General features: G+C 53.1%; 17 protein-coding genes. 3 read left to right on the top strand and 14 right to left on the bottom strand.

Annotation, left to right across the window (positions count from 1 at the left end):
- Positions 1-158 precede the first annotated feature (158 nt).
- Positions 159-1,328: an aminopeptidase gene (locus ACJJIZ_RS03165; RefSeq protein ID WP_444915183.1), complete on the bottom strand. Its 1,170-nt coding sequence runs from the start codon at positions 1,326-1,328 to the stop codon at positions 159-161.
- Positions 1,329-1,399: 71 nt separating this feature from the next.
- On the opposite strand from ACJJIZ_RS03165, the gene ACJJIZ_RS03160 reads away from it, so the two are divergent.
- Together ACJJIZ_RS03160 and ACJJIZ_RS03155 are read left to right on the top strand one after the other, a co-directional pair.
- Positions 1,400-1,633 (top strand): hypothetical protein, encoded by a 234-nt coding sequence (locus tag ACJJIZ_RS03160; RefSeq protein ID WP_444915182.1) that lies wholly within the window; start codon positions 1,400-1,402, stop codon positions 1,631-1,633.
- Positions 1,634-1,743: 110 nt separating this feature from the next.
- The gene (locus ACJJIZ_RS03155; protein WP_282930681.1) at positions 1,744-1,917 is read left to right on the top strand and encodes a DUF3149 domain-containing protein; all 174 of its coding nucleotides are present in this window, start codon (positions 1,744-1,746) and stop codon (positions 1,915-1,917) included.
- A gap of 311 nt (positions 1,918-2,228) precedes the next feature.
- On the opposite strand, the gene tatC is transcribed toward ACJJIZ_RS03155, so the two are convergent.
- From tatC to ubiE, 8 genes are all read right to left on the bottom strand, one after another.
- A complete protein-coding gene (tatC, locus tag ACJJIZ_RS03150) occupies positions 2,229-2,978 on the bottom strand; it encodes a twin-arginine translocase subunit TatC (RefSeq protein WP_413663789.1) in 750 nt (249 codons plus the stop codon).
- A complete protein-coding gene (gene tatB / locus ACJJIZ_RS03145; RefSeq protein WP_444915181.1) occupies positions 2,975-3,568 on the bottom strand; it encodes a Sec-independent protein translocase protein TatB in 594 nt (197 codons plus the stop codon). The genes tatC and tatB overlap by 4 nt, the downstream gene beginning before the upstream one ends.
- A gap of 29 nt (positions 3,569-3,597) precedes the next feature.
- Positions 3,598-3,861, bottom strand: coding sequence for a Sec-independent protein translocase subunit TatA (gene tatA, locus ACJJIZ_RS03140; RefSeq protein WP_444892350.1), 264 nt, complete (start codon positions 3,859-3,861; stop codon positions 3,598-3,600).
- An 88-nt stretch (positions 3,862-3,949) separates the two neighbouring features.
- Positions 3,950-4,282 carry a phosphoribosyl-ATP diphosphatase gene (locus ACJJIZ_RS03135; RefSeq protein ID WP_282930677.1) on the bottom strand — a complete coding sequence of 111 codons (333 nt, stop codon included), beginning with the start codon at positions 4,280-4,282 and terminating at the stop codon, positions 3,950-3,952.
- 7 nt (positions 4,283-4,289) lie between these two features.
- Positions 4,290-4,682, bottom strand: coding sequence for a phosphoribosyl-AMP cyclohydrolase (gene hisI, locus ACJJIZ_RS03130; protein WP_282934621.1), 393 nt, complete (start codon positions 4,680-4,682; stop codon positions 4,290-4,292).
- A 51-nt stretch (positions 4,683-4,733) separates the two neighbouring features.
- Positions 4,734-6,344, bottom strand: a complete 1,611-nt coding sequence (gene ubiB, locus ACJJIZ_RS03125; RefSeq protein ID WP_444906877.1) for a ubiquinone biosynthesis regulatory protein kinase UbiB — start codon at positions 6,342-6,344, stop codon at positions 4,734-4,736.
- Between the two features lie 2 nt (positions 6,345-6,346).
- The gene (locus ACJJIZ_RS03120) at positions 6,347-6,976 is read right to left on the bottom strand and encodes a ubiquinone biosynthesis accessory factor UbiJ (RefSeq protein ID WP_413663791.1); all 630 of its coding nucleotides are present in this window, start codon (positions 6,974-6,976) and stop codon (positions 6,347-6,349) included.
- A gap of 55 nt (positions 6,977-7,031) precedes the next feature.
- Entirely contained in the window at positions 7,032-7,781 is a 750-nt protein-coding gene (gene ubiE, locus ACJJIZ_RS03115) for a bifunctional demethylmenaquinone methyltransferase/2-methoxy-6-polyprenyl-1,4-benzoquinol methylase UbiE (RefSeq protein ID WP_108734987.1), read from the bottom strand.
- 123 nt (positions 7,782-7,904) lie between these two features.
- Between ubiE and ACJJIZ_RS03110 the strand changes: the two genes are divergently transcribed.
- Entirely contained in the window at positions 7,905-8,717 is an 813-nt protein-coding gene (locus tag ACJJIZ_RS03110) for a CHAD domain-containing protein (protein ID WP_444915180.1), read from the top strand.
- A gap of 55 nt (positions 8,718-8,772) precedes the next feature.
- Here the strand turns inward: ACJJIZ_RS03110 and ACJJIZ_RS03105 are convergent, their stop codons facing one another.
- From ACJJIZ_RS03105 to hslV, 5 genes are all read right to left on the bottom strand, one after another.
- Positions 8,773-10,335 (bottom strand): alkaline phosphatase, encoded by a 1,563-nt coding sequence (locus ACJJIZ_RS03105; protein ID WP_444915179.1) that lies wholly within the window; start codon positions 10,333-10,335, stop codon positions 8,773-8,775.
- Between the two features lie 16 nt (positions 10,336-10,351).
- A complete protein-coding gene (locus ACJJIZ_RS03100; RefSeq protein ID WP_444915178.1) occupies positions 10,352-11,887 on the bottom strand; it encodes an alkaline phosphatase in 1,536 nt (511 codons plus the stop codon).
- 265 nt (positions 11,888-12,152) lie between these two features.
- A complete protein-coding gene (locus ACJJIZ_RS03095) occupies positions 12,153-12,527 on the bottom strand; it encodes a gamma-butyrobetaine hydroxylase family protein (RefSeq protein ID WP_413663796.1) in 375 nt (124 codons plus the stop codon).
- 5 nt (positions 12,528-12,532) lie between these two features.
- Complete coding sequence (hslU, locus tag ACJJIZ_RS03090; RefSeq protein WP_282930670.1) at positions 12,533-13,849, bottom strand: ATP-dependent protease ATPase subunit HslU; 1,317 nt, start codon at positions 13,847-13,849, stop codon at positions 12,533-12,535.
- Between the two features lie 73 nt (positions 13,850-13,922).
- Positions 13,923-14,462: an ATP-dependent protease subunit HslV gene (gene hslV / locus ACJJIZ_RS03085; RefSeq protein WP_108734993.1), complete on the bottom strand. Its 540-nt coding sequence runs from the start codon at positions 14,460-14,462 to the stop codon at positions 13,923-13,925.
- Positions 14,463-14,505 lie beyond the last annotated feature (43 nt).

Raw genomic sequence — 14,505 nt, 5'->3', positions numbered from 1 at the left:
GCGCAGTGCCTTTACATTACTTAACAAAGCTGGCAACTATAATTTTTTTGATAAAAAAAATCTATTTATGGAGAATTACCTGCCAAAATATGCTGACTATAATGACTATGCAGAAAATAAAGTATTTGATAACTACTCAATACTTAATGAATTGTGGGCTACCTGTTTTTGTTAAGCGACTTCGAACCCTGAAAATTAGCGTTATGCATGCAGGCCTGAACGTCAAAATTAATGACATTGCCTGATTTAGTATTCTCTCTCCTGTACTTGGCAGCCAATCTCAATAAGCTCTGCTCTCTATCTTCCTTATCGAGTTCACCCAATCTTTCAGCTGCATTATAAAAATCCTCCCAACCATTACTATCAATATAAAGCTGACGAAAAGCTGGAACCAAAGATTCATATTCTGCCGCCAAAGCCAAAGTAGCATTATTGGTTTTCTCTATATAAGCCTGGTAGCGCGCGGGGTAAGACCACTCTGCTGCCATACGCCAATAGCAACGCCTCAATCGACTCAGAATTTCCTCCTTTTCTTGGCGCTTTTCCTCGTCCGGCAAGTTGGATTGGTAAACTGGTTGAAGCTCTTTACGCGTCGCTGTCATTAACTGTCGTACCACCAGTGCCTGAGCCTTAGTCTCCTCAGCAGAACTCGTGAGACCTTGGCTACGAAGCCAATCAGGTAAAGCAATTTCGGAAACTGCTGTAGCAAAGCTCTCATTAAAACGGGTATCACCCGGCACATAAACTCTTTTGTGGGCCAACTCATGAAATAAGAGTCCGGCTAGTCTCTCCGGTGTCCAATTCACAAAGCTTGATAACACAGGATCGTTAAACCAACCCAGGGTACTGTAGGCCGGAACGGCTCCCAGGTAGACATCGTAACCCTGGTAGCGCAAGCTATTTGCTTTGGCAATAGCCGCTGATTTGCGGAAGTAGCCCCTATAGCTAGCGCAACCGGCTATGGGGTAACACCATCGTTTGGGGCTCAGGGAAAACTCTGGTGCGGCCAAGACATTCCATATGGGGTACTCATCATCGAGCTGAACATAGGAACTATAGGCTTGCCCCACTGGTAGTTTTAACTCCTGTGCTGCATAGGCACGGATTTCCTGAACGAGCTGTAATTGCTTCTGGAGTTGCTCACTGGCATTGCCGTCTTGAACCAGCTCTTCAATCGGCTGCCGGGCAGAGAGTATCCGCAATTGACCGCTTGCAGCCTGGAAGTAATAGCCCGCAGTCTCGCACCCGTAGAGCCCTAACAATACTAATACGAGCAGCCAAACTCTGGGGCGCGCTAAAAACCTAAGATCAGAAATACTGATATACACTCTTTTTCCTATTAGTATTTTTCTTAGAGAAACCCACCAGTCAAACGATTCCATGTGCAAAAGGTTATTCCATGTCACCAGTGGCAGCCGTCTTAGCAGTATTTGCCCTGGTTTTAGGTGCTGTTGCCTGGTTGCGACTGCTATTTATTGGTTTTAGTCGCGACCCCTTGTCGGGGCTGATAGCACTATTTATGCCACCTTTGGCGCTTTTGCTGCTTCTGCCTGACAGGCGAGAAAATAGTGATCTTTATTCTTTATGTGGCGCGTCCTTACTCTGCCTGCTAGCAGCCCTGACCCTGCGTTGACCAACCCGTTGTTCTTACAATAAGTCGATCCAGCTTGATTTAGGTCAAGAGGTTTCCATTACAGCTCCCTAGACTGCATAGGTGAAGCATTAGCCTATTTGGAGAGAAAAATGGATGCTTTAATTGACCTGTTTACCAGCTTTTCTGGCCTTCTCAGCTTGGCCGTTATTGCCTTTATATTCCTGATGGCAGCGTTTTTCGTTCGCTTGGTTCGCAACAATGTTGAAAAAGCTGTTGCCGAGCAGGAACGCATCGCAGCACAAGCAACCGGTTCCAATAAATAGCTAGGCTTCCATCGTTGTTGTAAGCAACCAAGCACAAGCTAGTTTAGCGTTTATCTTTCGATCTGGTATCTAATAGCGGGCATTCTACAGCCGGTAGGGTGGTCAACCTCCCTGCAGCTGGGAAATAACCGTGTCATCAAGCTTCTTGTCATGGAAGAGATGGAGTTGATACTACTGAGAAGAGAGTGCGGCGTTGTACCCGTATCGCTAGCGCTCTCAGGTGAGTAACCCTATCGAGAGCGCAACTGCAATACCTCAAGCGCTGCCTGTGAAGCTAACCGCTGAAAACCCAGTGGTGACTTTTTTATATCTCAGGTAGCAGGCTTATCTTTGGGTGAAGACTTCATCCAACGCCCAAATAAAATGCCAATCTCAAACAATAGCCACATGGGGAAGGCCAATAAGGATTGGGAAATTATATCCGGCGGTGTCAGTAGCATCCCAATTAAAAAGCATCCCACAATCACATAAGGGCGCTTACTTGCCAGGGTCTTGGCATCCACTACGCCACTCCAGATCAGCAGGACTGTCGCGATAGGGATTTCAAAAGCAAAACCAAAAGCAAAGAAAAGCTTCAGCACCAGATCCAGATAACTGCGCATATCTGGCATTACCTTAATATCTTCTGGAGCAGTTCCAACAAAGAAATCAAACAGAAGGGGAAAGACCACAAAATACGCAAATGCAATGCCGATATAAAAAAGTGCGACGCTACTAATTAATAATGGAATAGCAATACGTTTTTCATTTTTATACAGCCCCGGGGCAATAAATGACCAAACTTGGTAAAGCACAAAAGGGATTGCAATAAAAAAAGAAACTATAAAGGTCGTTTTGAACGGAGTAAGGAACGTGGAAGTCACCTCTGTAGCGATCATTCCAACATCACCCGCCAAACGCTCCTGTAGTGGGTGGGCAATAAAATTATAAATTTCAGACGCAAACGGCATCAAGCAGACAAATAAGACCAATACGACCAAAAGGATTCGCAATAGGCGATCACGCAGTTCGATCAGGTGGTCGATAAAAGGCTGATGCTTATCTTGGGACTGATCGCTCATGACTGGCTGTCTTTTTCCTGTTGCGATGTTTTCTTCTCGCTTTGTTTTTCTTCTTCATCTTCATCGATGTTTTCAGGATGGTCCGGGTTTAGGTCCGGGTCCCCAAAGTCATGCCAATGCTCCGGGTATTCGGGGTCCTGTAACTCCTCGGCAGTTTCATCCTGTTCTGGCAAATAATCCTCCTGCTCTGCACGAGGATGAGCAGGTTCCTCTATCGCCTTTTCAGGTTTTGGTGCCTCAGGATGGTTGACTCCAGCTGCCTGTTTTTCTACTGGTGTCCCTGCAACTTGTGGTTTTTCAGGCTGATTAAGCGCGTCGTGAACTTCCTTATTGGCTTCGCTAAAGGTTTGCTCCATCTCACGACGACTCTCCTCAATCTCACGCATAATGCGCTCGTTGTGAAGTTCACGCCGTATATCATCGGCTCCAACCTCTCGCTCCAATTCTTCGCGAGCACTATGTAAGGTCCGCTTCAAACCGGACCACCAGCGGGAAGTGGTACGCACCGCATCGGGCAGTCGCTCAGGGCCAACCACCAACAGGGCCACGGCAGCAACTACCAATAGTTCTAAAAAGCCGATATCAAACACAGAGTGACACTCGCCTTAGTCGTTGCCGATTATTTGTCCTGAGACTGTTTATCTTTATTTTTGACAGTACTGTCTTGGCCTGGCTTCTCTTCCTCATCGTGCTTGAGACGCTCGACATCTTTGTCTTCATCAGCATCCTTGGATTTGTCTTCATCCTTAACCGCTTTGCGGAAACCCTTAATTGCGCCACCCAGATCGCCTCCGAGGTTTTTCAAACGCTTGGTTCCGAACAGTAGTAAGACTATGACCAGGACAATCAACAACTGCCAGATACTAATTCCACCGAATCCCATAATTGTCTCCATTACATTCAATAGGATGGCTTGAGTTTCTTACCGGGCACTCCCGCCATCAGGGGTGGTGCCACAAGTGATTCAAATTTTACTTAGTTCGCGCAGCTTTCTCTTCCAGGCCAGAAAGACCAAATCGGCGCCCAAGCTCTCGAACCACGTCCTGAGAATCAGCGCCCAAGTGAGATAGCATGACCAGCGAGTGAAACCATAGGTCCGCTGTCTCGGCAACCAGGTCTCGATTATCGCCACTACTCTGTGCATCTTTTGCTGCAAGAATAGCTTCAGTGGCTTCTTCACCGACTTTTTCCAAAATCTTGTTCAGGCCTTTGCTATGTAAACTGGCCACATAGGACTCAGAAGCATCACTGCTATTTTTACGGCTTTCCAACACCGCATCGAGCTGTTGCAGCACATCTTTCATAATTGTTTCACTTATAAATGGACTTCGGGTCCTGAATCACCGGCTGATTCACCTGCCACTCTTCATCTTGAAGGAGGTGATAGAAACAACTACTGCGTCCGGTATGACAGGCGATTCCACCTTCCTGCTCGACCAACATTAATACGGTGTCCCCGTCACAATCCAGACGCAATTCACGCACCTTCTGCAGGAAACCAGAGGTTTCTCCCTTGCGCCACAGGCCCTTGCGGGATCGGGACCAGTAGACTGCGTAACCCTCACTGGCAGTGAGCGCCAGCGATTCACGGTTCATCCAGGCCATCATCAACACCCGCCCTGTTTTGAAATCCTGGGCAATCGCAGGAACCAGGCCATCACTGTTCCAGCTGACTTTATCGAGAAAACCGGCCTTTGCTTGAATTTGAGTCAATGTCTAACAATCCTTAGAAGTTCCTGTGTAGGCCGAAGCGCCCTAGGGCCACAGCAGTAGCACTAGTGCAGCAACGCCCAGTACCCAACCGGTCGGCGGCAACTGAGCCAGCCATTCCGGCTTACTGACAGCGATGGCGCCAACGCCCAACACAACTCCGGCGACCCGCCGAATATATTGGCGCAAGCCTCGGCGTTGCGAGCCCGCCAACTGCTCGCCAATTACCTCTAACTGGGGCGCCAGTTCCCGCGACTGCTCCAGAGCTGAGTACACCAGCTGTGGCATCTGCGGGAATTTCTCAAGCCACTCCGGACCGTAGCGCTTTATCTCACCCACAATTGTTTTGGGGTGGATTCGATCGCGCATCCAGCGCTCTAAAAATGGATGAGCAGTCTTCCACAGATCCAGCTGCGGATAAAGCTGTCGACCCAAACCTTCGATATTCAACAGGGTCTTTTGTAACAGTACCAGCTGTGGCTGCACCGCCATATCGAATCGGCGCGCAGTCTGGAACAGACTAATCAACACCCGAGCGAAAGAAATTTCTCCCAGGGGTTTTTCAAAAATGGGCTCACAGACCGAGCGAATAGCAGACTCAAAGGCATTGATCGGCGTATCGGAGCGAACCCAACCACTTTGCACGTGCAGCTCCGCCACCATACGGTAATCACGGCGGAACATCGCCAGGAGATTGCGCGCCAAATAGTACTGGTCTTCCCGTGTCAGGCTGCCGACGATTGCGGTATCAATCGCAATATATTGCGGGCGCTGCGGGTGCTCCCTGGAAACGAAAATGTTGCCCGGATGCATATCCGCATGGAAAAAGTTGTACTCGAAGACCTGCTTAAAGAAGATCTCAACACCGCGCTCAGCCAGCAGCTGCATATTGGTGTCCTGGGCGCGAAGCTGGGCCAGGTCGGTGACGGGGATACCGTCGATACGCTCCAACACCAGGACATTTTCGCGAGTGTAATCCCAGTGCACTTCGGGGATATACAACAGCGGGGAGTTGGTAAAGTTGCGGCGGAGCTGGGTGCCGTTGGCCGCTTCACGAGTTAGGTCCAATTCACCTTCAATCGTGTGCCGATAGTCCTCAACCACCTCCACCGGGCGCATGCGGCGCCCTTCGGGCACAAAGCGTTCAATTCCACGGGCGATCACCCCCAGGAGCTTCAAGTCTTCCTGGATTACCTCATCAATACCCGGGCGCAGTACTTTGACAACCACTGATTCGCCGCTCTTTAATTCAGCCGCATGCACCTGTGCAACTGAAGCCGCTGCCAGTGGCTGCTGATCAAATTTGGCGAAGACCTCATCCACCTTGGCACCAAGGGCTTCTTCGATCAGAGCCGTGCACTGGTCACTGGGGAAGGGCGGCACCTTGTCCTGTAAATAATCTAATTGCTCTACAATATCTGGCGGTAGCAGGTCGGGACGAGTGGAGAGAAGTTGGCCGAATTTAACGAAAATGGGGCCCAGCTCTTCCAAGGCCCGGCGCAGCCTTTCGCCCCGTGGCATCTTGGACTGCGGCAGCAACTTCACCGGAAGTAGCAATCCCCGCAACCACAGTGGGCGCTCCTCTGCTGGCAATAATTGATCGAGACGATAGCGCAGAAAAACCCGCGCAATTGTGAGACTTCGACGAACTGGCAAAACTACTCGGCCTCCCTGCGGGAAAACTTTTCTTCCAGCAAGCGTACGCGCGCCTCGAGCCGTTCAGCAGCTAGAGAGGCCTCGGCCAGGTCTTCGACAAATGCTTCGAACTGGGCCTGGGGCGGGGTCAGCTGCCACTCCTCACTAATAGCCTCTGCCGCCACTTCAGGCGCTCGATTCAGGTTGCCTCCCAACCAGCGGGCAGCATCGCGCAGGACATTGCCAATTGAGTGGGCGGGAATATCGCCAACCACTTGTGCCAGCGGCGCTTCCCAATCGATATCCAAGTCACTCAAGATCCATTGCAGTTCTGCCAGCAGGGCACTGGAGCCGCTCACTGACACCCCCAATCCGGCAGGAGTTGCATCCGGGTCTTTGATCAGGCGTACAAAAGACAGCGCTGAGCCGCTCAATTGGGTGGTAACTTCCCCCTCCCAGTGCTGGCGCACCCGCACCTGGTCACCCTCGATACACAGGCAAAACTGTAGCTGCGGGGCGGTTAAATCCAGCGCCATGGTCTTTCCATCCAGTGCGGAAAGGCGCTCGCGTGTCGCCGGGTCATACTGGAGGGCAGCATTAATTGTGGTTTCCAGCGCGGCATCAAAGCCCGCGCGAAAAGTGGGGTCGCTCATGGCGGTTTACGGCCTCGTGCCTGCGCTCAGAGAAAAAATAGGCTTATGCAGTTTTTCAGGGCTTGATGCCCCGGTGCAAAGCGACAATTCCGCCGGTCATGTTGTGGAATTCACAATCGACAAAACCGGCATCCGCCATCATCCCCTTGAGGGTTTCCTGATCTGGATGCATACGGATACTCTCCGCCAGGTAGCGATAGCTGTCCGCATCATTGGCAACCAGTTTGCCCATAAATGGCAACAGGCGGAAAGAGTACTGATCGTAGACTTTCTCCAACAGCTTCGACTGGGGCTTGGAAAACTCCAGCACTAACAATCGGCCACCGGGTTTCAACACGCGCAACATAGAGCGCAGTGCCAGGTCCTTATCCGTGACATTGCGCAGGCCGAAAGCGATCGTGATGCAATCAAAGGTATTGTCCGGGAAGGGCAGGTACTGGGCATCCGCCTGCACCGGCACCACGTTGCCGGCGATTCCCCGGTCGAGCAGGCGATCGCGACCCACTCGCAACATCGATTCATTGATGTCCGCCAATACTACCTGGCCGCTGGCACCCACAATACGGGAGAAGCGCGCGGTGAGGTCACCGGTACCCCCGGCGATATCGAGAATACTTTGGCCCCGTCGGGCCCCGGATAATTCGATGGTGAAGCGCTTCCAGAGGCGGTGAACACCTCCAGACATCAAGTCGTTCATTACATCGTAACGGGCTGCTACAGAGTGGAACACTTCTGCCACACGACCGGCCTTTTCTTCCACCGGCACTTCCTGGTAGCCGAAGTGGGTGGTCTTGCGATCCTTCATGCTATGCCTGCTGAGCGAAAACTTTAAAAGGCCATTGTACATTGCCGGGGCCAGTGGGGCACCGCTTGAAATCAAGCAGAGCGGTAACCACTAAAATTTAGTGAGATCACCCGGGACTGTTCTATGAGCTATCAATTCCAATGTGACTCTCCTTTTCCCGAGCAAATCAAATCTATCGCCCAGGCAGAAGTAACGGCGGCAAACGGATACTTGCTCCGCAACGGAGGGGAAACTGCTGTCCACGAACTGCGCAAACGCTGCAAGAAAATTCGCGCGCTACTGCGCCTGGTCCGCCCACAAATCATTAGCACTTTTCAGCGTGAAAATACCCACTACAGAAAATTGGCAAACACTCTCGCCCACACCCGCGACCTCACAGCACTGCGCATCGCTTTACTGGGATTGGCACCGCTACATCACTTTCACCGGTTACACCATCTCCTCGACGAACTGATCCAGGCAGAGCAAAACCACTCAGCGGTTCAAGCGGCATTGAAACTCCTCGATAAAGGTCAAATAAGAATTCCATCATGGCCGCTTGAACAGCTCGGCTGGCATGATGCGGAAGCCGGTTACCTGCGCGGCTACCGAAAAGCCGCAAGCGCATGGCGTAAAGTACGCAGGCACAAAAATGCAAACCGCCTGCATCTATTGCGTAAAAGAGCCAAGGATCACTGGTACCAGAGCCGCTTATTGAGGAAGCGTTATCCGCTCACTGTGGGCGAGCGCTGCAAGTCACTAAAGGAGTTGGGAGAAGTTCTGGGTGACTGGCGTGATCTCCATTTGCTGGCACGGCTGGTAATCACTCAGGGAGACAAGCTGCAAAGTGAGTTTGGCACGGTGCTAAAAATTATCCGGCACCGACAAAGCCTACTCATGAAAAAGACCGAAGCACTCTGTGGGGCGCTTTTCTCCAAGCCTCAATTCAAGATCTGACCGGGGAAAGTTTCGGTGTGGATGAACATGCCATCCACACCGATAGCTGATGGGATTACTGTTCCAATAATCCGCCAGCGCGCGCCATTACGTGAAACAGGAAGTTTTGTTCGTTGGTGCCGCTCACCAGGTGCGCACCCGGTCCGCGCGCCCAAACACCCACATCCTCACCCGCGTGGGATTCACTGCTCATGGGAACCAGGGCATCCTGCTGGTAATCCAGGGCAGCAGTATCTGTGCTCACCAGGCTCGGACGCGCTCCGCTATCACCGGCACTGTAGCCCGGGCCATTGGCATAGCTCAGAGTCGTGTAGGGCAGGCCATCTTCCGCCAGGGCATGAGAGGTTTCCGCTTCGCCATGGCCGTCATTGCCAATCACTTTACCGAGAATCGGGTTACCGCGAGTGGGGTAGCCGGCGATAGTCATCACGTGGCTGTGGTCCGCAGTAACAACAATCAGGGTATCTTCTGCACTGGTATTATCCATGGCGTACTGAATCGCTTCGGCAAATTCCACCGCATCGGTCAGCGCGCGATAGGCGTTGCCGGCGTGGTGACCGTGGTCGATACGACCGGATTCCACCATCAGGAAGTAGCCGCCCTCATTTTTCTGCAGCATCTCGAGACCTTTGGCGGTCATCTCTGACAGGGAGGGCTCACCGGCTTTATCGTCCTCGCGAACGGCTTCATATTCCATGTGTGAGGAATTAAACAGACCGAACAGCTTGTCGGTTGCGGAGGCATCTACGGCTTCAAAAGCAGTGGTGTCTTCAACGTAGGCAATATTGTTTACACCGTCGTCGTAACGGGCCTTCCACTCATCCACCAGGTTGCGCCCATCTTCACGGCGCCCCGCTTCACCTTCGATATCGGTAATATCGCTGGGCAGGAAGTTGCGACGGCCACCGCCCATTACCACATCGATACCATCACCGGCCTCAAACTCAATCAGTTGAGCGGCGATATCGGTGCAGCCATCCGGGGCTGCTTCTTCCCAGCCGCGCTCAGGTACCTTGGCATAAGTAGCCGCCGGAGTGGCGTGGGTGATACGCGCGGTGCTGATAATACCGGTGCTCTTGCCCAGGTCTTCGGCCAGTTCAATAGCCGTCGTCAGCGGGTACTCGAGGCTGGCGGCACAATCGCCGCGCGCAACATTTTCAGCAACACTCAATACACCGGCCTTGGTTTTAACACCGGTTACCAGTGCGGTCATAGTGCCGGCAGAATCCGGGGTCTGCTGGTTGGTGTTGTAGGTTTTGACCAGGCCAGCAAACGGCATTTGCTCAAAGCTCAGCTGGTGTTCCTCACCATCGAGGCCCTGCTGCTGACCCGCCAGGATACGGGCGGCGGTCACTGTGGAGATACCCATACCATCGCCAACGAACAGGATAATGTTCTTGGCGGCACCAGGGGTGTTGTTGATTTCTACAGCGCTCGCTTCTTCGATCGCCTGCTGGGCTTCCTGGAACCAGCTGCTGTTGCTCTGCGCAGAGGAAACACCGACATGCTCCTCTTCGGGTAATTCCACTACGTCGTCAGAGTTTGAGTTGTCGTCGCTACAGGCGGTGGCCAGTAGGGCGACAGAGAAAGCCAGTACCGTTTTCTTAAAATATCTCATGGTGAATTACCCCCAGTTATTCTTCTGTCAGCGACAGGTCGGTCGCAGCAGTCATCACGTGGAAGACTGCACTCTGCTCCAGGCTACCTTGTACCCGCTCGGCGCCGGCGCCGATAGCGTGCAAGCTGATATCCTCGCCCGCATGGCTCTCAGACTCCAGGTGCACCATTGCTTCCTGGTGGAAGCCCGGCGCTTCGGTATCCACGCCGGAGAGATCTTTGCGTCCGGTATCGGCGGCGATATCGTAGCGCTCATCCGCGTCGGTATTTTCACCTAAATCGGCATAACCCAGGCCATTGGCATAGCTCAGGGTGGTGTAAGGTTTACCGTCCGCAGCAAGACCTTCTTCCGCTTCTGCGGCACCGCTGCTGTCATTCTCAATCACTTTGCCGAGTATCGGGTTACCGCGAGTCGGATAGCCGGCGATAGTCATCACATGGCTGTGGTCGGCGGTCACCAGGATCAAGGTATCTTCAAGATCCACTTTATCCAAAGCAACCTGTACCGCATCCGCAAAGGCGATGGCATCGTGCAAGGCGTTGTAGGCATTGCCGGCGTGGTGGCCGTGGTCGATACGCCCGGACTCTACCATCAGGAAGTAGCCATCGCTGTCTTTTTCCAACAGCTCGATGGCGGTATCGGTCATCTCGGCAATGCTCGGCTCATCGCTGTCCTTGGCGATGCGGTCCGCATCGTAACTCATGTGGCTGCTGGTGAAGAGCCCCAATAACTTATCGGTGGAGGCAATATCGACGCCTTCCAGCTCGGAGCCACTCTCCACGTACACAGCAGTCTGCTCGCCGTCATAGCGCTCCAGCCATTCACTGGTCAGGTCGCGGCCGTCTTCACGCCTACCGTCGTTGTCGGTGGTAACAAAGTTGCGGCGGCCACCGCCGAGCATGACATCGATACCGTCGCCGGCAGACACCTCAACCATCTGCGAGGCGATATCGGAACAATCACCCTCGGCGGAATACTCCCAGTTGCGCTCCGGGCTGCGCGAGTAAGTGGCTGCGGGCGTGGCGTGGGTCAGGCGCGCAGTGGAAACAATGCCGGTGGCCTTGCCACGGCTCTCCACCATTTCCAGGAAGGTGTTTAATTCCTTACCCTCAGTGCTGGCGCAATCAGCTCGCAGTGCATCGCCGTCGATATTAATTACACCGGCGCGGGTTTTTACACCGGTCATCATAGCGGTCATGGTACCGGCAGAATCCGGGGTCTGCTGATTGGTGTTGTAGGTTTTGATCAGTGCGGTATGCGGAAACTCTTCAAAAGAGAGCGCATTTTCTTCGCCGCTCTCACCGACAAGCTGGCCTTCAAGGATACGGGCGGCGGTTAGTGTGGAAATGCCCATTCCATCGCCGACGAACAGAATTACATTCTTCGCAGTTTTTGCCTCTCGGGAAAGCGAAGCGCGCTCTTCCAATCGGTCAGCACTTTCCGTGTACCAGGCACTATTGGTTTGGTAGTCGGGCAGGGTTGCCGCTGAAACAGCGGAAGCGAGAGGAATCAGACAAAAGGCGCTCAGTGCGCGGACAATTGTTTTTGCCATGGGGGCCTCCGAAACTCGTTAATTTGGCGAGCATTAGAGTTCCAAAATGTGACAAAAGAATTACGCGCCGGTTACGTTGTTAATATCTTTGCTCTGAAAATCAATGAATATCAAAGAATTACGTAAACTTGACAATATTTGGCAAAGACGTACCAAAAATTAATTATTTCGGTAATAAATTATTGAGAAGAGTGGGGAGATATTGAGAGAGAGAAGGGTGGAACCGCCCCCTGGGGAGCGGTTGTCATTACCGATCAATTTGCCACTAGCCGATAAACTTCACCACACTCTCATCCGGGTCGCGGCCCTGACCAGCATCGCGCAGACGCTGTAGGTAAGCCTCCCAGTTGGACGAATAGTTTTCAGCTAGTTCGTGCAAATACTCCCAGGTAAAAATACCGGTGTCGTGGCCATCGTCGAAATCGATTTTTAGCGCATAGCGGCCAGCCGCCTCCACCGTATCGATACCCACATGCATTTTGCCACTGACCAGCACCGGTTCGCTGGCACCGTGGCCACGCACTTCGGCGCTGGGGGAGTAGACGCGCAGGTACTCTGCCGGCAAGGTAAATTCAGCATCGCCAAATACCAGATGCAGGCTTTTCTCTGCGCGATTTAATCGGATTTTTTGCGGTTTCATTATATTTACAAAATAAAACGCGACAGGTCTTCGTTCTGGCTCAACTCGCCCAGATGGCTGTCCACATAGGCGGCATCAATGTTCAGCGAAGTATTGCCATCGCCCGCATCAAAGGAAATTTCCTCCAGCAAGCGCTCCAATACCGTGTGCAGACGGCGTGCACCGATATTCTCGGTGCGCTCATTCACCTCGAAGGCCACTTCCGCGATGCGGCGAATACCGTCTTCACTAAATTGCAGTTCCAGCCCCTCAGTGGCCAGCAATGCTTTTTGCTGCTCGGTAAGGGAAGCGGACGGCTCGGTGAGGATACGCTCAAAATCTGCGGAGCTCAGCGAATTCAATTCCACGCGAATGGGCAGGCGACCCTGCAACTCGGGAATCAGGTCCGAGGGCTTGGACAGGTGGAAGGCGCCGGAGGCAATAAACAGGATGTGATCGGTTTTAATCATGCCGTACTTGGTGTTAACCGTGCTGCCTTCAATCAGTGGCAGCAGGTCGCGCTGTACCCCTTCGCGGGAAACATCGGCACCGCCGCTCTCCTGGCGCTTGGCGACTTTATCGATTTCATCGATAAATACGATGCCATTCTGCTCAGCAGCGCGGATCGCACGGGTCTTAACGTCTTCGTCATTGACCAGCTTGGCCGCTTCCTCGTCGGTAAGCTGCTTGAGGGCCTGTTTCACCGGCAGCTTGCTCTTGCGGGTCTTGCCCTGGGACATATTGGAGAACATGCCCTGAAGCTGGTTAGTCATTTCCTCCATACCGGGAGGGGCCATAATCTCAACGCCCATAGGCGCAGCGGCCAGATCCACCTCAACCTCTTTGTCATCGAGATCACCTTCGCGCAACTTCTTGCGGAATAGCTGGCGAGTGCTGGAATCCTTATCGGTGGGCTCGGTGGAGCGCGCCGGCGGCAGCAGGGCATCGAGGATGCGCTCTTCTGCTGCGTCCATAGCGCGCTGCTCAACACCAGCCATGGCCTGCTCGCGTTCCTGCTTCACTGCCATCTCGACAAGATCGCGGACAATCGACTCTACATCCCGACCGACATAGCCCACTTCGGTAAATTTAGTCGCCTCTACCTTGATAAAGGGCGCGTTCGCCAGTTTAGCCAGGCGGCGGGCAATTTCCGTCTTACCCACGCCGGTAGGGCCAATCATCAAAATATTTTTCGGCGTGATCTCGGCGCGCAGGTCTTCACTAACCTGCATACGGCGCCAGCGGTTGCGCAGCGCAATGGCTACCGCACGCTTGGCCTCCTGCTGGCCGACAATATGGCGGTCGAGTTCGTGGACAATTTCTCTGGGTGTCATCTGGGACATACAAATTCCTGCAAAAATTCTTGCGGGGGCTTAAACAGCCCGCCAGCCGGTCACTCTAGGGTGTACCCGGTAATCAATAAGCCAGTTCTTCGATGGTGTGGTTCTGGTTGGTGTAAACACAGATATCACCGGCGATCTTCAGTCCCTGCTCCACAATAGAGCGGGCATCCATATCGGTATTGTCCAGCAGCGCGCGGGCTGCCGACTGGGCGAAGGGGCCACCGGAACCGATAGCAATCAGGTCGTCTTCCGGCTGAATCACGTCGCCATTACCGGTCACAATCAAACTGGCAGTGGAATCGGCAACCGCCAGCAGGGCCTCCAAGCGGCGCAGGGCGCGGTCGGTACGCCAATCTTTGGCCAACTCCACAGCGGCGCGGGTCAGCTGGCCACCGTGGGCCTCAAGCTTGGCTTCAAAACGTTCGAACAGGGTGAAAGCGTCTGCAGTACCACCGGCAAAACCGGCAATAACCTTATCTTTGTACAGGCGACGCACCTTGCGCGCATTGCCTTTCATAACGGTGTTGCCCATGGACACCTGGCCGTCGCCGCCAATCACAACTTTGCCGTTGCGGCGACAGGATAAAATAGTAGTTCCGCGATACTGTTCCAATGGAGACCTCTCGGATTGCGCGTGTACTCTGGCAGCGGGCATC

Source organism: Microbulbifer maximicatervae (SeqCode) (genome assembly GCF_052467225.1).
This window is presented reverse-complemented; position numbering and strand designations above follow the sequence as displayed.